Source organism: Azospirillum argentinense (assembly GCF_000632475.1).
In the GTDB taxonomy this organism is placed as follows: domain Bacteria; phylum Pseudomonadota; class Alphaproteobacteria; order Azospirillales; family Azospirillaceae; genus Azospirillum; species Azospirillum baldaniorum.
Genome location: NZ_CP007795.1, coordinates 817,501 through 837,530 on the forward strand (window position 1 = coordinate 817,501; position 20,030 = coordinate 837,530).

A 20,030-nucleotide genomic window follows, 5' to 3' on the forward strand; every position below is an offset into this window, starting at 1 on the left:
AGCCAAGCTATTCAATACCAAGTATCGTATTGCAATACGACGCGCCGCCCCGACGGGCGCCGGAACATCCGCAAGGCGCGCGAAACGCCCCGCATACAGGAGTGGTCCCGTGTTCAAATTCATCCTCACCGAGGTCCGCGGCCCGGTCGGCATCATCACGCTGAACCGCCCGGAGATCCTGAACGCCTGGAACGCCGCGATGCGCGACGAGTTGGTCGTCGCCTTCGACCAGTTCGAGAACCAGGACGGCGTGCGCGCGATCATCCTCACCGGGGCCGGGGACCGTGCCTTCGGCGCCGGACAGGACCTGAACGAGACCAAGACCTTCGACGCCGACCGCGCCGAGGAGTGGGTGGCGGAGTGGGAGCGCCTCTACCACCGCATGCGCACCCTGTCGAAGCCGCTGATCATCGCGCTGAACGGCGTCGCCGCCGGCTCCGCCTTCCAGGTCGCCCTGCTCGGCGACTTCCGCATCGGCCATGCCGGGGTGCGCATGGGCCAGCCGGAGATCAACTCGGGCATCGCCAGCACCACCGGCCCGTGGATCATGAAGGAGATGATCGGTCTGGCCCGCACCATGGACCTGACGCTGTCGGGCCGTTTGATGGACGCCGAGGAGAGCCACCGCATCGGCCTGATCAACCGCATCGTCCCGCAGGACCGCGTCATGGCCGAATCGCTGGCCCTGGCCGAGGAGCTGGCCGCCAAGCCGCCGGTCGCCATGCGCCTGGACAAGCAGCGCTTCCGCGAGATGACCGAGGCCGGCTTCCGCGACGCGCTGGCCGCCGGCGTGCGCATCCAGCGCGAGGCCTACGCGTCCGGCGAACCGGCCCGGATGATGGAGGAGTTCCTCGCCAAGCGCGCCGCGAAGCGCGCGTAAAGCAGACACCCAGTCCAACAGCCAGTCCAAGGGCGCAACGATCCGCCCATCCGCGCCGCCATGGCGGCGCTCCTCCACCGGGGCAACAGAGACGCCCCGGCCGCACAGAACAGGGAGTTTCACATGAGCAAGACCTCCGGCTTCTCCATGGGCCGCCGCAGCCTGATGAAGGGGGCCGCCGGCGTCGCGCTGGGCGCCACCCTGCCCGCCGGGCTGCTGCGTCCGACCTTCGCCGCCACGCAGATCACCGTCGCCGATCCGGGCGGCCCCTACAGCCCGGCCTTCCGCAAGGCCTTCTACGACCCGTTCGAGAAGGCCACCGGCATCAAGGTGGTCAACGTCGCCCGCGAGGCGGAGCCGACCGCCCAGTTCAAGGCCATCGTGGAGACCAAGTCCTACACCTGGGACGTCTGCACCCTGACCCTGTCGGCCCGCGACATCCTGATGACGCAGAACCTGCTGGAGCCGCTGAACTTCACCGCGGCGGACGCGCCCGGCCTGATGCCGGAATCGCTGACCAGCCATTGGATGGGCACCGACGTCTATTCGACCATCCTCGGCTACCGCGCCGACAAGTTCGCCTCCAACGCCCCGCAGAGCTGGGCCGATTTCTGGAACGTCGAGAAGTTCCCCGGCCGCCGCTCGCTGCGCAAGAACCCGATCGACACGCTGGAGCAGGCGCTGCTGGCCGACGGCGTGCCGCTCGACAAGCTCTACCCACTCGACGTCGACCGCGCCTTCAAGGCGCTCGACCGCATCAAGCCGCACGTCGCCGTGTGGTGGACGGGCGGCGCCCAGTCCAGCCAGCTCATCCAGAGCGGCGAGGTCGACATGATCGCCCTGTGGAACGCCCGCGCCCAGGCGGTGATCGACGGCGGCGCCCCGGTGAAGATCAACTGGAACCAGGGGCTATACTCGATCGAGGGCTGGGGCATCCCGCGCGGCAACCCGCGCGCCGACGCCGCCCGCCAGTTCATCAAGTTCTGCGCCGATCCGTCCCGTCAGGCCGTCTTCACTGAGGTTCTGGCCTACGGCCCGACCAACCTCGACGCCTACAAGAGCATCCCGAAGGAGCGCGCCCAGGCGCTGCCGACCTTCGAAGACAATCTGAAGGTGATGACCATCGCCAAGGAAGATTGGTGGGGCGCCAACCGGGCGAAGATGAACGAGCGCTTCAACGCCTGGATCCTCGGCTAAGCCCGCCTGTCGGAAAGGAGACCCGCCGCCATGCTCTCACCGCTCGCACAGGCGCGGACAGCGCCGGTCCAGGCCGGAGCCGCCGCCACGCCGAAGCTGCTGGTCGACGGCCTGACCAAACGGTACGGCGCCATCACGGCGCTGGAACCCACCCGCCTGGAAGTCCCGGCGGGCGAGTTCCTGACGCTGCTCGGCCCGTCGGGGTCCGGCAAGACCACGCTTCTGCAGATGATCTGCGGGCTGGTGGAGCCGAGCGGCGGGCGCATCCTGATCGATGGGCAGGATGAGACCCGGACTCCCGTGCACAAGCGGGACATCGGCCTCGTCTTCCAGCACTACGCTCTGTTCCCGCACCTGACGGTGGCGGAGAACATCGGCTTTCCCCTGCGCATGCGCGGCGTCGCCGCGGCGGACCTGGCGCGGCGCGTAAAGGAAGCCCTGGAGATGGTCCATCTCGGCCACCTCGCCGGGCGCTTCCCCAAGGAGCTGTCCGGCGGGCAGCAGCAGCGCGTCGCCTTGGCGCGCTGCTTCGTCTACCAGCCCTCGGTCATTTTGATGGACGAGCCGCTGGGCGCCTTGGACAAGAAGCTGCGCGAGCATATGCAGTACGAGATCAAGCGCCTGCACCGCGAAACGGGCGCGACGATCATCTACGTCACCCATGACCAGGAGGAAGCCCTGGCCATGTCGGACCGCATCTGCCTGATGAACCACGCCCGGATTGAGCAGCTCGGCACCCCGCACGACATCTACGCCCGCCCGAAGACCGCGTTTGCCGCCGACTTCATCGGCGTCTCGAACATCTTCCGCGGGCAGGTCCGGCGCGACGGCAGCGGAGCGCCCATGCTGGTCACCGGCAACGGCAGCTTCCGCCTGTCCGTCGACACGCCGGACAGCCAGGACGGCACGCTGGTCGTCCGTCCCGAGCAGCTCGACATCGACGGCGACGGCGACAACGAGGTGCGCGGCGAGGTGGTGGACACCGTCTATGCCGGCTCCGAGACCCGCGTCCTGGTGTCGCTCGGCGGCGAGGAGACGATCACCGTCCGGCTGCGCCGCGGCACCGCCCCGCCGCGGCTGGGCGAGGTGGTCGCGGTGCGCTGGCGCGCCGACGCCGGGGTGCTGGTGTCATGAGCGCCGCCACCCTGAACCATGACGGCGCCTTCGCCGCGGCGCGGCGGCGGCTGCGCTTCGGCCCGCTGTGGCTGGCCGCCCCGGGCCTCGCCTTCCTCGCCATCTTCTTCCTGTTCCCGGTGCTGCGGCTGCTCGGCCTCAGCGTCCAGGACCTGGAGACCTCGGTCTGGACCGGCGACCATTACGCCCGCATCGTCGCCACGGACGTCTATTTCCGCGTCCTGATGAGCACCTTCCGCATCGCCGGGCTGACCGCCCTGCTGTCGCTCCTGTTCGGCTATCCGCTGGCCTACTGGCTGGCGCAACTGCCGGAGCGCCAGCGCGGGCTGGCGATCCTGGCGGTAATGGTGCCCTTCTGGACCAGCTATCTGGTGAAGACCTTCGCCTGGATGGTCATCCTGGGGCGCACCGGCGTCATCAACCAGATCCTGTCCGGCACGGGGATGTCCCCTCTGCCGCTTCTGCACAACGAGTTCGGCGTGATGGCCGGCATGGTCCACGCCATGCTGCCGCTGGCCGTGCTGACCATGCTGCCGGTGATGACCACCATCGACCGCCGGCTGGTCCAGGCGGCGGAAACGCTGGGCGCGCCGCCGGCCAACGCCTTCTGGCTGGTCTATTTCCAGCTGTCGCTGCCCGGCGTGGCCGCGGCCGGGCTGCTGACCTTCATCTCCTCGCTCGGCTTCTTCATCGTGCCGGCGCTGCTCGGCGGGCCGCAGCAGACCATGCTGGCGCAGCTCATCATCTCGCAGATCCAGGAGATGCTGAACTGGGCCTTCGCCGGCGCGCTGGCCACCTTCATGCTGGTCGCGGCGCTGGTCACCTGCTGGGTCTACGACCGGCTGTTCGGCCTGTCCTCCCTGTCAGGAGAAACCTCCGGGCGGACCGGCGGCGGCCAAGGGCACCTGCGCAGCGCCGGGATAAAAATCCTGTCGGCGCTTGCCAAGGCGTCGTCGGCACTGGGCGGACCGGTCGGGCGCGCGCTGGGGCCGAAGATGATGGACCGGCTGCTGCCGCTCTACTCCGCGGCGGTGATCGTCTTCCTGGTCGCTCCGGCGCTGGTCGTCGTTCCCATCGCCTTCACCACCTCCCCCTTCCTCGACTTCCCGCCGCCGGGCTACGGGCTGGAGTGGTTCCGCGTCTACTTCAACTCCGACCTCTGGGTGTCGGCGACGATCCGCTCCTTCGCGGTGGCCTTCGCCACGGCGGTCCTGGCGACGCTCGTGGCCGGTCTGGCCGCGCTGGCGCTCGCCCGCTCCTCCTCGCGCTGGCGGGGGGCGATCTTCGCCTTCTTCCTGGCGCCGATGATCGTGCCGCGCATCGTCATCGCGGTCGGGCTGTTCTACCTGTTCGCCCAGATCGGGCTGGTCGCCACCGACCTCGGCCTGATCATCGGCCACACGGTGCTGGCCCTGCCCTTCGCCTTCGTCGCCATCTCCGCGGTGGTCAAGGGGCACGACTGGCGGCTGGACCAGGCGGCGGCGACGCTGGGGGCGAACCGCTTCAAGACGCTGATGCTGGTCACCGTGCCGCTGATCCGCGGCGGTCTGGTGGCGGCCTTCCTGTTCGCCTTCATCACCTCCTTCGACGAGCTGACCGTGGCGATCTTCGTCAGCGGCGGCGTCAAGACCACGCTTCCGAAGCAGATGTGGGACGACATGATCCTCCAGTTGAACCCGACGCTGGCCGCCGTGTCCGTCGTGGTCTTCGCGATCGTGATGGCCCTGCTGCTGATGGCGGAATGGCTGCGCCGTCCTGCGCGGTGATCCGCAACCCCTTTCGGCCGTAACCAACCGACCAAACGCATTCGAGATACGCATCATGTCCGATTTCGAAGAAGGGTTCGTCCGCCTGTTCACGCAGGCGGCCCGGACCGGACACGCCCGCCTGTTCGCCCGCTTCAACGGCGAGGCGCTGAGCTTCGCCACGCTCGACCGCCAGTCCGACGGCGTGGCGGCGGAGCTGCGGCGGCTGGGGCTGAAGCCCGGCGATCGCGTGGCGCTGATGCTGCGCAACAGCCCGCTGGTGCTCTCCACCCTGTTCGGCCTCGCCAAGGCCGGGCTGGTCTGGGTGCCGATCAACGCCCAGCAGCGCGGCGAGGGCCTGCGCTACATCCTGGAGCATTCGGAGCCCGGCGCCATCATCGCCGAGGCCGAGTTCCTGCCGGTGATCGCCGAGACGGGCGCCGTGCCCGCCGGCACGCCGCTGATCGTCCAGGGGGACCCGGCTGCGGCTCTGCGGCTGGAGACCCTGCTGGAGTCCGACGCCGCCTTCGAGGAGGCGCCGCCCGCCCCCGACGACACCTTCGCCATCATGTACACCTCCGGCACCACCGGGCGGCCCAAGGGCGTGCTGGTGTCGCACCGCATGATGCGGCTGGCCGGCGAGGCGGTGGCCCGCGTCTCCGCCGCACGCGACGGCGACGTGCTGTTCGTGTGGGAGCCGCTGTACCACATCGGCGGCGCGCAGATGATCGTCATGCCGCTGATCCGCAGCGTGTCGCTCGCCATGGTCGATCGCTTCAGCGCCAGCCGCTTCTGGGATCACGTGCGGGAGTATGGGGCCACCCACATCCATTATCTGGGCGGCATCCTGCAAATCCTGCTGAAGCAGCCGGTCTCGCCGCGCGACCATGACCACCCCGTGCGCATCGCCTGGGGCGGCGGCTGCCCCAAGGAGACCTGGACGCCCTTCGAAGAGCGGTTCGGCGTGCAGATCCGCGAATGCTACGGCATGACCGAGGCGTCGAGCATCACCACCTGCAACGACGAGGGCGTGGTCGGCGCGGTCGGCCGTCCGATGCCGTGGTTCAGCGTGGAGCTGCTGGACGGCGCCGGCCAGCCGGTGCCGAAGGGCGAGCGGGGCGAGATCGTCGTCCGCACCGACCGGCCCGGCGCCATCTTCGCCGGCTATTTCCGCAACCCGGAGGCCACGGCCCGCGCGCTCAAGGACGGCGCCCTGCACACTGGCGACCTCGGCTCGCTCGATGACAGCGGGACGCTGCTGTTCCACGGCCGGATGACCGACAGCGTGCGCTGCAAGGGCGAGAACGTGTCGGCCTGGGAGGTCGAGCATGTGGCGGCCACCCACCCCTCCGTCGAGGACTGCGCCATCATCGGCGTCGCCGCCGACGTCGGCGAGCAGGACATCAAGCTGTTCGTGAAGCCGAAGGCCGGGGCGACCCTGGACATCCCGTCGCTGTCCGGCTGGCTCGGAAAACAGCTCGCTCCCTATCAGAATCCGCGCTACATCGCGGTGGTCGAGGAGTTCGAGCGCACCCCCAGCCAGCGCATCATGAAGCACAAGCTGTCCCCCGCCTTAGACGGCTGCTGGGACCGGCTGGCCGGCTGACGGCGCGTCTCACCTCCCCCCGCATGCCGCAAGGCTGCGGGGGAATTTTTTATGGACCCGGCTCCTGGCGCCGCCCGCGCCGTCCCCCCGATCGAGCCCGATTTACTGGAAAGCCCTGGACATGCCGCTGCACCGCTGGTTTTCGAACCGCAAATTATTGCACAAGATTCTCGTTCCGGTTCTCGTCCTGCTGATCGTCATCGCCAGCCTCGTCTGGACCGCCCGGAGCGCGATCTCCGATCTGACAAGCTCCACCGCCCGCATCACCGAGCTGGTCGCCGACCGGCTCGGCGCGACCATCGCCGTGCAGTCGGCGCTGGGCGACGCCATGGACACCGAGGCGAACGCCATCGTCGCCTCGTCCCGCGAAGCCATCGACGCCGCCAACGCGCAGCTCACGACCAACATCGCCAAGGCCCTGTCCGCCATCGACACGCTGGCCGAGGCCTACGACGACCCGGCGGAACGCGAGAGCATCCAGGCCATCAAGTCGATCGTCGGGGAGTATGAGCGCGTCGCCCAGACCACCGTGCAGCTGGCCCGCGGCTTCGACACCGACGGCGCCATCCGCGTGTCCATCGACGTCGGCCGCCCGGTCCGGCAAAAGCTGACCGCGGCGCTGGGCGAGCGGGTGGAGCAGAGCATGGCCGAGACGCGGGAGGCCGAGCGGCGCGCCACCACCCTCTCCCAGCAGGTCATGACGCGGCTCTACACGGTCGCGGGCGCCGGTCTGCTGTTCGCCTTCGGCCTGCTCGGCTCCATCCTGCTGTTCTTCGTGGTGCGTCCGCTGCACCGCCTGACGTCGGAGATGACCTCCATCGCCGCCGGCGACCTGACCGTGGCCATCCAGGGCACTGAACGCACGGACGAGGTCGGCCTGCTCGCCCGCGCGCTCCAGGTCTTCAAGAGCAACGGCCTGGACATGCGCCGCCTCCAGGAGGAGAGCGACGCGCAGAAGCGCCAGATGGAGGCCGATCGCCGGTCCGCCATGCTGGCCCTGGCCGACCAGTTCGACGCCAACGTGCAGGGCGTCGTCCAGGCCGTCTCGCAGGCCGCCCGCCAGCTTCAGAGCAACGCGCAGACGATGACCGGCGCCGCCGAGACGACGACGGAACAGGCCTCCTCGGTCGCCGCCGCGACGGAGCAGGCGTCGGCCAACGTCGCGACGGTCGCCGCGGCGTCGGAACAGCTGGGCAGTTCCATCGGGGAGATCGGCCGTCAGGTCAACGGTGCTGCGACGGTCGCCCGCGACGCCGTGGCCGAAGGGGAACGGACCAACGCGCTGGTCGAGCGGCTGGCCAGCGCCGCCCAGAAGATCGGTGACGTCGTCAACCTGATCCAGAACATCGCGAGCCAGACCAACCTGCTGGCGCTGAACGCCACCATCGAGGCGGCCCGCGCGGGCGAGGCCGGCAAGGGCTTCGCCGTGGTGGCGGGCGAGGTGAAGGCGCTGGCCACCCAGACCTCCCAGGCGACCGAGGAGATCGCCAGCCAGATCACCGAGATCCAGGCGATCACCGAAGGCACCGTGACGGCCATCCGCAACATCGCCCGGACCATCGCCGACGTGGACGCCATCGCCGGCGCCATCGCCGCCGCCGTTGAGGAGCAGACCGCCGCCACGCACGAGATCGGCCGCAACATCCAGCAGGCCGCCCAGGGCACCCGGCTGGTCTCGGGCAACATCGGCGGCGTCAGCCAGTCGGCCACCGACGTGCGCGAGGCCGCCGCGGAGGTGCTGGACGCCGCGAACAGCCTGTCCCGCGACTCCGACCTGCTGCGCGATGAGATCCACGGCTTCATCGCGCGGGTCCGCGCCGGCTGATATCTCCGCAAGAGCGTGACCCCCGCGTGACCATTTTCGCATCACGCGGGGGTGGCGCCCCCAACGGCCGAATTCGTGGTAGCATGGCGCTCCACAGTCGGAAGCCTTTGGAACCCCATGCCGAGCCTGTCCAGCGGCCTCAACGCCCTCATCGCCACGGTCCTGCGCAGCCACCCGTCGCTGCGGGTGCTGCCGGTGTCCCGCTACACCCGGGATCAGGCCGCCGCCTACGCTGCCGCCAACGGGCAGGCCATCGCCCACGCCGTCGACGAGCGGGGGCGGCAATCGCTCCTGGTCGCCATGACCGGGCTGGATTACGTCAGCGTCTGCGACCTCGACCATGACCTGACGGTACCCGCCGAACAGCCGGTGTCGCTGATCGTGCCCGAGCTGCGCGGCGGGCTGCTCGCCCGCTTCACCCCGCGGACCGCCGGAGACGTGTGCCGGATCGTCGAGGCCGTCTGCCCCTGAACCGAGGCAACAGGCCCTCGCGGCCCCCACCCAACCCTCCCCCGCTGCGCAGGGGAGGGCATCGGGACCTCAGGCCGGCTGCATGCTCCCCGTCTGCTGGTAGCGCAGGTGCCAGGAGAAGGCCTCCTCCAGCAGATGCGGCGTGTGGCCGCCGCGCTGCAGCGCCCGGCGGTGATAATCCAGCGCCAGCTCGCGGTAGCTGGGGTGGACGCAGTTGCGGATGATCGTCTCCGCCCGCTCGCGCGGGGCGAGGCCGCGCAGATCGGCCAGACCGGTCTCGGTCACCAGGACATCCACGTCATGCTCGTTGTGGTCGGTGTGGGTGACCATCGGCACGATGCTGGAAATCCTCCCATCTTTCGCCAGCGACTTGGTGACGAAGATGGCGAGGTGGGCGTTGCGGGCGAAGTCGCCGGAGCCGCCGATGCCGTTCATCATCTGCGTGCCGTTGACGTGGGTCGAGTTCACGTTGCCGTAGATGTCGCACTCCAGCGCCGTGTTGATGCCGATCACGCCCAGCCGCCGGATGACCTCCGGGTGGTTGGAGATTTCCTGCGGGCGCAGCAGCAGCCGGCCCTTGTAGCTGCCGATCCTCGGCAGGACCTCCGCGTATTTCCCGGCGCTCAGCGTGATGGAGGAGCCCGACGCGAAGGTCAGCTTGCCGGCGTCGAACAAGTCGAAGGTGCTGTCCTGCAGGACCTCGCTGTACATGGTCAGGTCGTGGAACGGGCTGTCGATCATGCCGTGCAGCACGGCGTTGGCGATCGTCCCGATCCCGGCCTGGAGCGGGTTCAGCGAGCGACCCAGCCGGCCCTGCCGAACCTCGCGGTCGAGGAATTCGATCAGGTGCCCGGCGATGTTCCGGGTCTCGCCGTCCGGCGGCAGGATGGTGGCGCTGCTGTCCTGCTTGCGGGTCACCACGATGGCCGCGATCTTCGACGGGGCGATGGGGATGTAGGGCAGGCCGGCGCGGCTCTCCGCCGTCACCACCGGGATCGGCTCGCGGAAGGGGCGGCGCGTCGGAATGTAGACGTCGTGCATCCCCTCCAGGTCGAGCGGCTGGGTCAGGTTCAGCTCGACGATGATCTTCTCCGCCAGGATGGCGAAGGTCGCCGAGTTGCCGATGGAGGTGGTGGGGACGATCCCACCCGTCTCGGTGATCGCGCAGGCCTCGATCACCGCCACGTCCACAGGCCCCATCTGGCGGGAGCGCAGAAGCTCCACCGTCTCCGACAGGTGCTGGTCGACGAACATCACCTCGCCGCGGTTGATCGCCTTGCGCAGCACCGGGTCGGCCTGGAACGGCAGGCGGCGGGCCAGCACCCCGGCCTCCGTCAGGATGCGGTCCACGTCGTTGCCGAGCGAGGCGCCGGTCATCAGCGTGACCTTCAGCCGCTCCGTCGCGGCGCGCTCGGCCAGCGCCAACGGCACCGCCTTGGCATCCCCGGCGCGGGTGAAGCCGCTCATGCCGATGGTCATGCCGTCACGGATCAGCAGGGCCGCCTCTTCCGGCGTCACCACCTTGCCCCACAGGGACTTCAGGCGAATACGATCGCGGTACATGGTTATCCTTTGCACGTTCTCGGGCGTTTGTTGCCTGTTGAAATTGTTCGGCGGACGATTCACTCATTCTTTTCTTTGAGGTCCGTCATAGGCCCCGTTTTCGCAGCGCTGCAATTGCCGGTCGGTCATATCAGGGTGTCCTAATGGGCATGAATGGCCGCCTTGCGCCGCCGCTTCTCAAACGCCCGGTTGTGCCCCGGCATTGCCCTGGGGCATATGGATGGGCTTCCGCCGTGACCCGTGTCCGGCCAACGGGAAAGCCTGTCAGGGAGCCTCCGTCGATGCGTTTCTCTTCCCTCACCGACCGCATCCGCGGCGACCGCGTCGCGGCCTGGGACATCCATTTCGCCGCCTGGACCGCCAAGGGCCGCGGCGAGGATGTGATCGTGCTGAGCGTCGGCGACCCGGATTTCGACACGCCCGCCCCGGTGCGCGACGCCGCCATCGCCGCCCTTCACGCCGGCGACACCCACTACACCCCGATTCCCGGCCGTCCGGAACTGCGCGCCGCGCTGGCCCGCGACGTCGCCCGCCGCACCGGCCTGCCGGTGGAGCCGGAGAATGTCATCGTCTGCGCCGGGGCGCAGAACGGCCTGTTCAACGCCACCCTCTGCCTCGTCGAGGCGGGGGACGAGGTGCTGGTGCCGGAGCCGATGTACCTGACCTACGAGGCCTGTGTCCGCGCGTCGGGCGCCACGCTGGTCCCGGTGGCCCCGGACGCCGCGACGCTGCGGCTGGACCCGGCGGCGCTGGCCGCCGCGGTCACCCCGCGCACCCGCGCCATCTTCCTGGCGACCCCCGCCAACCCCACCGGCATCGTCATGTCGATGGAAGAGCTGGAGGCCGTGTCCGACCTCGCCCGCCGCCACGATTTGTGGGTGGTCGCCGACGAGGTCTACGCCAGCCTGACCTTCGACCGGCCGCACATCAGCATCGCCTCCCTGCCCGGCATGGCGGAGCGCACGGTGACCATCAACAGCCTGTCCAAGTCGCACGCCATGACCGGCTGGCGCGCCGGCTGGGTGGTCGCCCCGGCGCCGCTGGTCGCCCATATGGGCACGCTGGCGCTGTGCATGCTCTACGGCCTGCCGGGCTTCGTCCAGCAGGCGGCGCTGGTCGCCGTCGAGCAGGGCGACGAGGCGGTGGCGGCGATGCGCGAGGGCTACCGCCGCCGCCGCGACATCGCGCTGGAGGCGCTCGGCTCCGTTCCCGGCCTGCGCTGCCTGAAGCCGGAGGCCGGCATGTTCATGCTGGTGGACGTGCGCGGCACCGGCCTGCCGACCATGGAGTTTGCGTGGCGGCTGTTCCGTGAAACCGGCGTGTCGGTCCTCGACGCCGGCGCCTTCGGCCCGGCGGCAGCGGGCTGCGTCCGCCTGTCCTTCGCGGTCAGCGAGGCGGAGCTGGCGGAGGCCTGCCGACGCATCGCCGCCTTCGTGACGGGGTTGGCGTCTGGCGGCTGAGTAACATAGCCCTCTCCCCTCTGCTCACGCGCAAACGAAGTTTGCGCTGACGCGACAGGCGGACCTTCGGTCCGCCGAAAGCGGGGAGAGGGTGGCCCGCAGGGCCGGTGAGGGGGTTGCGCGTTTCCGGCACGTCCGGCAAAAGCGCACCCCCCTCACCCTGACCCTCTCCCCGGAGGGGAGAGGGGACTTCAAACGCCCCCTCGACGCTGTTACCGAGCGTTACAAATCTAATCCCTTCTGGACATATTCTGCGCGCGACGCCGTGATAGCGTCCCGCCGGGATCAGGGCCGGGCCATCGGCACCCCTCCCGACGCGACTTTCCGGACGACGCCCGCAGGCGATGAAGGACCCGATGGATTTGGACACGCCCCTGAAACCGCCGCCCGCGCCCGGGTCGGACAGTCCCGCCACGGCAGCGCCGGAGGCCCGCCGGGACCGGACGGCTCCCGAGGCCCAGCGGACCGACGCGCCCAAGCGCCGCTCGATTCTGGGCCGGGTGCTGGCCTGGCTGGTCGTGCTGGCGCTGATCGGCGGCGGGGTGTGGTGGTTCGCCTTCCGCCCGGCGCCCGAAATGGCGGCCCGTGGCGGCCCCGGCGGGTTCCGGCCCGGCATGCCGACCGCCTCGCCGGTGGTGACCGCCACGGTGGAGAAGGGCGACATGCCGATCCGGCTGAACGGGCTCGGCACCGTCTCCTCGCTCGCCACCGTTACGGTGCGCCCGCAGGTCGGCGGCCAGCTCACCCAGGTCGCCTTCACCGAGGGGCAGGCGGTGCAGAAGGGCGACTTCCTGGCGGAGGTGGACCCGCGGCCCTTTCAGCTCGCCGTCGAGCAGGCCGAAGCCCAGCTGCTGCGCGATCAGGCGCTGCTGAAGAACGCTCGGCTGGACCTGGAACGCTACCGCCTGCTGGTCAAGCAGGACTCCATCGCCAAGCAGCAGCGCGACACCCAGGAATCGCTGGTGCAGCAGTATGAAGGCACCGTGAAGGCCGATCAGGTGGCGGTGGAGAACGCCAAGTTGAACCTGTCCTACACCCGCATCACCGCGCCCGTGTCGGGCCGCGCCGGGTTGAGGCTGGTCGATCCCGGCAACTACGTCACCGTGGGCGAGGCCGGCGGCCTCGTCGTCATCACCCAGGTGCAGCCGATCTCCGTCCTGTTCACCCTGCCGGAGGACAACATCCCGGCGATCATGGCACGGCTACGCGACGGGGCGCACCTGCCGGTCACCGCCTACGACCGGACGCGCGACCGCGTGCTGGCGACCGGCACGCTGACCACGGTGGACAACCAGATCGACGTGACCACCGGCACGGTCAAGCTGCGCGCCCAGTTCGACAACGCCGACCAGTCGCTGTTCCCCAACCAGTTCGTCAACGTCCAGCTTCTGGTGGACACGCTGGCCGGCGTGCCGATGGTCCCGGTGGCGGCGGTGCAGCGCGGGGCGCCCGGCACCTACGTCTATGTGGTGAACGGCGAGGACAGCACCGCCTCGGTCCGCCCGGTGACGCTGGGCGCCAGCGACGGGGCGAAGACCGTCATCACCAAGGGCGTGCAGCCCGGCGAGACGGTGGTGATCCAGGGCGCCGACCGGCTGCGCGAGGGCGCCAAGGTCGCGGCGACCGACGGCGCGGCCCAGCCGGCCGCCCCCACCCCGTCCAGCGAAGGGCCGCGCCCGCAGCGCCGTCCCCAGCGCAACGCGTCGTAACGCGCCTCCCCGCCCATGAACATCTCCCATCCCTTCGTCGTCCGCCCGGTCGCCACCTCGCTGCTGATGCTGGCGATCCTGCTGGTGGGGGCGGTGTCCTACCGCTTCCTGCCGCTGTCGGCGCTGCCGGCGGTGGAATATCCGACGATCCAGGTCCAGACCTTCTTCCCCGGGGCCAGCCCGGAGGTGATGACCTCCTCGGTCACCGCCCCGCTGGAGCGCCAGCTCGGCCAGATGCCGGGGCTGGTCCAGATGTCCTCGGTCAGCGCCGCCGGGGCGTCGGTCATCACGCTCCAGTTCGGTCTGGAGCTCAGCATCGACATCGCGGAGCAGGAGGTCCAGGCCGCCATCAACGCCGCCGGAAACCTGCTGCCCTCCGACCTGCCCGCCCCGCCGATCTACGCCAAGGTCAACCCGGCGGACGCGCCGATCCTGACGCTCGCCCTGACGTCGAAGACACTGCCGCTGACCCAGGTGCAGGACCTCGCCGACAGCCGCTTTGCGCAGAAGCTGTCGCAGCTTCCCGGTGTCGGTCTGGTCAGCCTCAGCGGCGGGCACCGGCCGGCGGTGCGCATCCGCGCCAACGTCCAGGCGCTGGCCGCCTACGGGCTGAACATCGACGACCTGCGCAGCACCATCAACACGGCCAACGTCAACTCGCCCAAGGGCACCATCGACGGGCCGACCCGCAACTACACCATCAACGCCAACGACCAGCTCCGCCGGGCCGACGAGTACAAGGACCTCGTCGTCGCCTATCGCAGCGGCGCCCCGGTGCGCCTGTCCGACGTGGCCGAGGTGCTGGACAGCGCCGAGAACACCCGGCTGGGCGCCTGGATGAACGACACGCCGGCCATCCTCCTGAACATCCAGCGCCAGCCCGGCGCCAACGTGATCGAGGTGGTGGACCGGGTGAAGGAGATGCTGCCCAACCTGACCGCCGCCCTGCCCGGCTCGGTCGACGTCGCCGTGCTGACCGACCGCACCGTGACCATCCGCGCCTCCGTCGAGGACGTGCAGATGGAGATGATGGTGGCCATGGGGCTGGTCGTCCTGGTGATCTTCCTGTTCCTGCGCAACATCCCGGCGACGATCATCCCCAGCCTGTCGGTGCCGCTGTCGCTGGTCGGCACCTTCGCGGTGATGTATCTGGCGGGCTTCAGCCTGAACAACCTGTCCTTGATGGCGCTGACCGTCGCGACCGGCTTCGTCGTCGACGACGCCATCGTGATGATCGAGAACATCGCCCGCCATGTGGAGCGCGGCGAGCCGCCGCTCCAGGCCGCGCTGAAGGGGTCGAAGCAGATCGGCTTCACCATCGTGTCGCTGACCGTCTCGCTGATCGCGGTGCTGATCCCGCTGCTCTTCATGGGCGACGTGGTGGGCCGGCTGTTCCGCGAGTTCGCCATCACGCTGGCCGTCACCATCCTGATCTCCGCCGTCGTCTCGCTGACGCTGGTGCCGATGCTCTGCGCCAAGCTGCTGCGCCACCGCGAGCCGCGGGAGATGTCCGCCATCGCGCGGCGCAGCGAGGCGTGGTTCGACGCGGTGATCGCCGGCTACGCCCGCACGCTGCGCTGGGTGCTGGACCGCCAGGGGACGACACTGCTGGTCGCCGTCGGGACGCTGGCGCTGACGGTGGTGCTCTACACCGCCATCCCCAAGGGCTTCTTCCCGGCGCAGGACACCGGCCTGATCCTGGGCGTGACGGAGGCCACCCAGTCCGTCTCCTACGCCGCCATGGCGGAGCGGCAGCGGGCGCTGGCGGTGGAGGTGCTGAAGGACCCCGACGTGGTCAGCCTGTCCTCCTTCATCGGGGTGGACGGCACCAACACCACCATGAACAGCGGGCGCCTCCTCATCAATCTGAAGCCGAAGGAGCAGCGGACGGATCCTGTGGCCGACATCATCCGCCGCATCCGCCACAACACCGCCGCCGTCCCCGGAATCGAGCTGTTCATGCAGCCGGTGCAGGACCTGACCATCGACGCCACGGTCAGCCGCACCCAGTACCAGTTCGTCCTCGAGGACGCGAACCCCGAGGAGTTGCGCGTCTGGGCGCCCAGGCTGATCGACCGGCTGGCCGCGGTGCCGGAGATCACCGACGTCACCAGCAACCTTCAGGAGAAGGGGCTGTCGGCCGCCATCACCATCGACCGCGACACCGCCGCGCGCTACGGCGTCACCACGGCGGCCATCGACAACGCGCTGTACGACTCCTTCGGCCAGCGCATCGTCTCCACCATCTTCACCCAGGCCAACCAGTTCCGCGTGATCCTGGAGGCCGACCCCGACCGCATGACGGTGGACCAGCTGCTCACCTCCATCCATCTGCCCTCGGCGGGCGGCGGGCAGGTGCCGCTGGCCGCCTTCGCGCGGATGGAGGTGCGCAACGCGCCGCTCCAGATCAACCATTTCGGGCAGTTTCCGGCGGTCACCGTCTCCTTCAACCTGGCGCCGGGGGTGTCGCTGGGCGCCGCGGTCAAGGCCATCGAGGCGGCGGAGCAGGACCTCGGCCTGCCGGCCAGCGTGCTGACCCGCTTCCAGGGCGCGGCCCTGGCCTTCCAGGCGTCGCTGGGCAACCAGCTCCTGCTGATCCTGGCGGCCATCGTCACGATGTACATCGTGCTGGGCGTTCTCTACGAGAGCTACATCCACCCGATCACGATTCTGTCCACCCTGCCCTCGGCAGGCGTCGGGGCGCTGATCGCGCTGATGCTGGCCGGGCATGACCTGGACATCATCGCCATCATCGGCATCATCCTGCTCATCGGCATCGTGAAGAAGAACGCGATCATGATGATCGACTTCGCGCTCGACGCCGAGCGGGAGGAGGGCAAGCCGCCGCGCGAGGCCATCTATCAGGCCTGCCTGCTGCGCTTCCGGCCGATCCTGATGACGACGATGGCGGCGCTGCTCGGCGCCCTGCCGCTGATGCTCGGCTCCGGCACGGGGTCGGAGCTGCGCCAGCCGATGGGCGTGTCCATCGTCGGCGGGCTGATCCTCAGCCAGCTTCTCACCCTCTACACCACGCCGGTGATCTATCTGGCCTTCGATCGGCTGGCCGCGCGCCTGCGCGGGCGTACCGGCGGGCAGGCGGAAGGGGCCGCGCGATGAGCTGGGCGGCCAACCTGTCGGCGCCCTTCATCCGGCGGCCGGTGGCGACGACCCTGCTGACGCTCGGGCTGGCGCTGGCCGGGGCGCTGGGCTTCGTCGGGCTGCCGGTGTCGCCGCTGCCGCAGGTGGATTTCCCGACCATCTCGGTCACCGCCTCGATGCCCGGCGCCAGCCCGGAGACGATGGCGGCCAGCGTCGCGACGCCGCTGGAGCGGCATCTGGCGCAGATCGCCGACGTGACGGAGATGACCTCCTCCAGCTCCGCCGGCTCGACGCGCATCACGCTGCAGTTCGGGCTGAACCGCGACATCGACGGCGCGGGGCGGGAGGTGCAGGCCGCCATCAACGCCGCCCGCGCCGACCTGCCGTCCAGCCTGCGCAGCAATCCGACCTACCGCAAGGTCAACCCCGCCGACGCCCCGATCCTGATCCTGACCATGACCTCGGCGACGCTCAGCCAGGGGCAGCTCTACGATTCCGCGGCGACCGTGCTCCAGCAGAAGCTGTCGCAGGTCGAGGGCATCGGGCAGGTCAGCATCGGCGGCAGCTCGCTGCCCGCCGTGCGTGTGGAGCTGAACCCGCGCGCCCTGTTCCAGTACGGCATCGGGCTGGAGGACGTGCGCGCCGCCATCGCGTCGGCCAACGCCAACGCCCCCAAGGGCGCCGTCGAGGACGGGGAGCTGCGCTTCCAGATCTACACCAACGATCAGGCCCGCAAGGCGGAGGAATACCGGTCGCTGGTCATCGCCTACCGCAACGGGGCCGCCGTCCGCCTGTCCGACGTGGCCGAGGTGTCGGACAGCGTGGAGGATCTGCGCAACGCCGGCATCACCAACGGCAAGCCGTCGGTCCTGCTGATGCTGAACCGCCAGCCGGCGGCCAACATCATCGAGACGGTGGACCGGGTGAAGGCCATGCTGCCGGAGCTGCGCGCCTCCATCCCCGCCGACATCGACCTGTCGGTTTCCAGCGACCGCACCACGACCATCCGCGCCTCGCTGGCCGAGGTGGAGCACACGCTGATCATCGCCGTCGGACTGGTGGTGATGGTGGTGTTCCTGTTCCTGCGCAACGCGCGGGCGGCGTTGATCCCCAGCGTGGTGGTGCCGGTGTCGCTGGTCGCCACCTTCGGCGCCATGTATCTGCTCGGCTACAGCCTGAACAACCTGTCGCTGATGGCGCTGACCATCGCCACCGGCTTCGTCGTCGACGACGCCATCGTCGTGCTGGAGAACATCGCCCGCCACATCGAGAACGGCATGTCCCGCACCCAGGCCGCGCTGCGCGGTGCGCGGGAGGTCGGTTTCACCGTCCTGTCGATGAGCGTGTCGCTGGTCGCCGTCTTCATCCCGATCCTGCTGATGGGCGGCATCGTCGGGCGGCTGTTCCGCGAGTTCGCCCTGACCCTGTCCATCGCCATCCTGGTCTCGATGGTCATCAGCCTGACCACCACGCCGATGATGTGCGCCGTCCTGCTGCGTGAGCCGCGCAAGGCCAGGGAGCCGGGCCGCATTGTGGCCGCTCTGCGCCGGGTCGGGGCATGGATCGGCGGCGGCACGCTGCGCCTCTACGACCGGACGCTGACGGCGGCGCTCGACAACAGCCTGCTGACCATGGTGGTCTTCGCGGCGACCGTGGCGCTCAGCGTCCATCTCTTCACGATCATCCCCAAGGGCTTCTTCCCGCAGCAGGACACCGGACGGCTGATCGGCTTCGTCGTGGCCGACCAGAGCACCTCCTTCACGCTGATGAAGGAGAAGATGGAGCGGTTCGTCGCGCTGGTGCAGGCCGACCCGGCGGTGGACACGGTGGTGGGCTACACCGGCGGCAGCCGGACCAACAGCGGCTTCATGGCCGTGTCGCTGAAGCCGCTGGCGCAACGCGACGTCACCGCCGACGCGGTGATCGCCCGGCTGCGCACCCAGCTCACCCAGGTCCCCGGCGCCAACCTGTACCTGTCGGTCATGCAGGATTTGCGGGCGGGCGCGCGGCAGGCCAACGCCAACTACCAGTTTACGCTTCAGGGCGACACGCTGGACGAGTTGCAGACCTGGGCGCCCCGCCTGACCCAGGCGCTCCAGCAGGTGCCGGAGCTGACGGAGGTGAACTCCGACCAGCAGCAGCGCGGGCTGGCGCTGGAGGTGACGGTGGACCGCGACGCCGCGGCGCGGCTGGGCCTGTCCTTCAACCAGATCAACAACACGCTCTACGACGCCTTCGGCCAGCGCTCCGCCTCGACCATCTACAACCCGCTGAACCAGTACCGCGTCATCATGGAGGTCGCCCCCCAGTACCGCGAGGACCCGGAGATGATGAAGGACATCCTCATCAGCAAATCCGGCGGCGCGGTCAGCGGGACGCAGGCGACGAGCGCCATCGCCGGCGCCGCCACCGCCGACACGGAGGCCGCGCGCAACCAGCGCATCAACCAGATCGCCACCACCGGCCGCACCGCCGCCTCCACCGGATCGGCGCTCAGCACGGGGGTGGAGACGATGGTGCCGCTCTCGGCGATCGCCCGTGTCGCGCTGGAGAACACGCCGCTGTCGGTGAACCACCAGGGGCCGTTCGTCGCCACCACCCTCTCCTTCAACCTCGCCCCCGGAGTCTCGCTGGGCGAGGGGCTGGCCGTCATCCGCCACACCATGGATAAGATCGGCGTGCCGACGACCATCCAGGGCAGCTTCCAGGGCACCGCGCGGGTGTTCCAGCAGTCGATCGGCGACCAGCCGGTGCTGATCCTGGCGGCGCTGCTGGCCGTCTACATCGTGCTGGGCGTGCTCTACGAGAGCTACATCCACCCGCTGACCATCCTGTCCACCCTGCCTTCCGCCGGGGTGGGGCGCTGGTCGCGCTGATGGCGCTGGACAAGGAGCTGAGCATCATCGCGCTGATCGGGGTGATCCTGCTGATCGGCATCGTCAAGAAGAACGCGATCATGATGATCGACGTGGCGCTGGAGGCGGAGCGGAGCGAGGGGCTGGACCCGCGCACCGCGATCCACCGCGCCTGCCTGCTGCGCTTCCGCCCGATCATGATGACCACGGTCGCCGCCCTGCTGGGCGCCCTGCCGCTGGCGCTCGGCTCCGGCGACGGGGCGGAGCTGCGCCAGCCGTTGGGCATCGCCATCGTCGGCGGTCTGGTGGTCAGCCAGATGCTGACCCTCTACACGACCCCGGTCACCTACCTGTACCTCGACCGTTTCCGGCTGTGGTGCCGCCGGCGCTGGCGGCGCCCCGAGGCGGGTGTCGCGGCATGATGGCACTTATCGTAGCCCTCTCCCCTCTGGGGAGAGGGTGGCCCGCAGGGCCGGTGAGGGGGTT

11 protein-coding genes and 1 pseudogene are annotated in these 20,030 nt (G+C 69.6%); 11 read left to right on the forward strand and 1 reads right to left on the reverse strand.

Going from position 1 to position 20,030, the window contains the following annotated elements; all coding sequences use genetic code 11:
* The first annotated feature begins 109 nt into the window (after positions 1–109).
* The 7 genes from ABAZ39_RS26025 to ABAZ39_RS26055 all read left to right on the forward strand — a co-directional run bounded on the left by ABAZ39_RS26025 (position 110) and on the right by ABAZ39_RS26055 (position 8,858).
* Positions 110–880, forward strand: a complete 771-nt coding sequence (locus ABAZ39_RS26025) for an enoyl-CoA hydratase/isomerase family protein (protein WP_040136931.1) — start codon at positions 110–112, stop codon at positions 878–880.
* Between the two features lie 123 nt (positions 881–1,003).
* The gene (locus ABAZ39_RS26030; protein ID WP_040136933.1) at positions 1,004–2,077 is read left to right on the forward strand and encodes a polyamine ABC transporter substrate-binding protein; all 1,074 of its coding nucleotides are present in this window, start codon (positions 1,004–1,006) and stop codon (positions 2,075–2,077) included.
* A 30-nt stretch (positions 2,078–2,107) separates the two neighbouring features.
* Complete coding sequence (locus tag ABAZ39_RS26035; RefSeq protein ID WP_040136936.1) at positions 2,108–3,211, forward strand: ABC transporter ATP-binding protein; 1,104 nt, start codon at positions 2,108–2,110, stop codon at positions 3,209–3,211.
* Positions 3,208–4,977 carry an ABC transporter permease subunit gene (locus tag ABAZ39_RS26040; protein ID WP_040136938.1) on the forward strand — a complete coding sequence of 590 codons (1,770 nt, stop codon included), beginning with the start codon at positions 3,208–3,210 and terminating at the stop codon, positions 4,975–4,977. The genes ABAZ39_RS26035 and ABAZ39_RS26040 overlap by 4 nt, the downstream gene beginning before the upstream one ends.
* Positions 4,978–5,032: 55 nt before the next feature.
* Complete coding sequence (locus tag ABAZ39_RS26045) at positions 5,033–6,562, forward strand: AMP-binding protein (RefSeq protein ID WP_040136940.1); 1,530 nt, start codon at positions 5,033–5,035, stop codon at positions 6,560–6,562.
* A gap of 121 nt (positions 6,563–6,683) precedes the next feature.
* On the forward strand, positions 6,684–8,387 hold the full coding sequence (locus ABAZ39_RS26050; protein ID WP_040136942.1) for a methyl-accepting chemotaxis protein: 1,704 nt from the start codon (positions 6,684–6,686) through the stop codon (positions 8,385–8,387).
* A gap of 117 nt (positions 8,388–8,504) precedes the next feature.
* Positions 8,505–8,858, forward strand: a complete 354-nt coding sequence (locus ABAZ39_RS26055) for a hypothetical protein (RefSeq protein WP_040136944.1) — start codon at positions 8,505–8,507, stop codon at positions 8,856–8,858.
* A gap of 69 nt (positions 8,859–8,927) precedes the next feature.
* On the opposite strand, the gene scpC is transcribed toward ABAZ39_RS26055, so the two are convergent.
* Positions 8,928–10,421, reverse strand: a complete 1,494-nt coding sequence (scpC, locus tag ABAZ39_RS26060; RefSeq protein WP_040136946.1) for a succinyl-CoA:acetate CoA-transferase ScpC — start codon at positions 10,419–10,421, stop codon at positions 8,928–8,930.
* 281 nt (positions 10,422–10,702) lie between these two features.
* Here scpC and ABAZ39_RS26065 point away from each other — a divergent pair, with 281 nt between their 5' ends.
* The 4 genes and pseudogenes from ABAZ39_RS26065 to ABAZ39_RS26080 all read left to right on the forward strand — a co-directional run bounded on the left by ABAZ39_RS26065 (position 10,703) and on the right by ABAZ39_RS26080 (position 19,966).
* On the forward strand, positions 10,703–11,881 hold the full coding sequence (locus tag ABAZ39_RS26065; RefSeq protein WP_040136948.1) for a pyridoxal phosphate-dependent aminotransferase: 1,179 nt from the start codon (positions 10,703–10,705) through the stop codon (positions 11,879–11,881).
* A 356-nt stretch (positions 11,882–12,237) separates the two neighbouring features.
* Positions 12,238–13,590, forward strand: a complete 1,353-nt coding sequence (locus ABAZ39_RS26070; RefSeq protein WP_040137321.1) for an MdtA/MuxA family multidrug efflux RND transporter periplasmic adaptor subunit — start codon at positions 12,238–12,240, stop codon at positions 13,588–13,590.
* Between the two features lie 15 nt (positions 13,591–13,605).
* Entirely contained in the window at positions 13,606–16,707 is a 3,102-nt protein-coding gene (locus ABAZ39_RS26075; RefSeq protein ID WP_040136950.1) for an MdtB/MuxB family multidrug efflux RND transporter permease subunit, read from the forward strand.
* A pseudogene (locus ABAZ39_RS26080) lies at positions 16,704–19,966 on the forward strand (efflux RND transporter permease subunit). The gene ABAZ39_RS26075 and the pseudogene ABAZ39_RS26080 overlap by 4 nt, the downstream one beginning before the upstream one ends.
* The last annotated feature ends 64 nt before the right edge of the window (positions 19,967–20,030 follow it).

Coding starts and splice junctions, on each gene's coding strand:
- ABAZ39_RS26030 (WP_040136933.1), top strand. CDS start 1,004: ATGAGCAAGACCTCCGGCTTCTCCATGGGCCGCCGCAGCCTGATGAAG.
- ABAZ39_RS26035 (WP_040136936.1), top strand. CDS start 2,108: ATGCTCTCACCGCTCGCACAGGCGCGGACAGCGCCGGTCCAGGCCGGA.
- ABAZ39_RS26040 (WP_040136938.1), top strand. CDS start 3,208: ATGAGCGCCGCCACCCTGAACCATGACGGCGCCTTCGCCGCGGCGCGG.
- ABAZ39_RS26045 (WP_040136940.1), top strand. CDS start 5,033: ATGTCCGATTTCGAAGAAGGGTTCGTCCGCCTGTTCACGCAGGCGGCC.
- ABAZ39_RS26050 (WP_040136942.1), top strand. CDS start 6,684: ATGCCGCTGCACCGCTGGTTTTCGAACCGCAAATTATTGCACAAGATT.
- ABAZ39_RS26055 (WP_040136944.1), top strand. CDS start 8,505: ATGCCGAGCCTGTCCAGCGGCCTCAACGCCCTCATCGCCACGGTCCTG.
- scpC (WP_040136946.1), bottom strand. CDS start 10,421: ATGTACCGCGATCGTATTCGCCTGAAGTCCCTGTGGGGCAAGGTGGTG.
- ABAZ39_RS26065 (WP_040136948.1), top strand. CDS start 10,703: ATGCGTTTCTCTTCCCTCACCGACCGCATCCGCGGCGACCGCGTCGCG.
- ABAZ39_RS26070 (WP_040137321.1), top strand. CDS start 12,238: ATGGATTTGGACACGCCCCTGAAACCGCCGCCCGCGCCCGGGTCGGAC.
- ABAZ39_RS26075 (WP_040136950.1), top strand. CDS start 13,606: ATGAACATCTCCCATCCCTTCGTCGTCCGCCCGGTCGCCACCTCGCTG.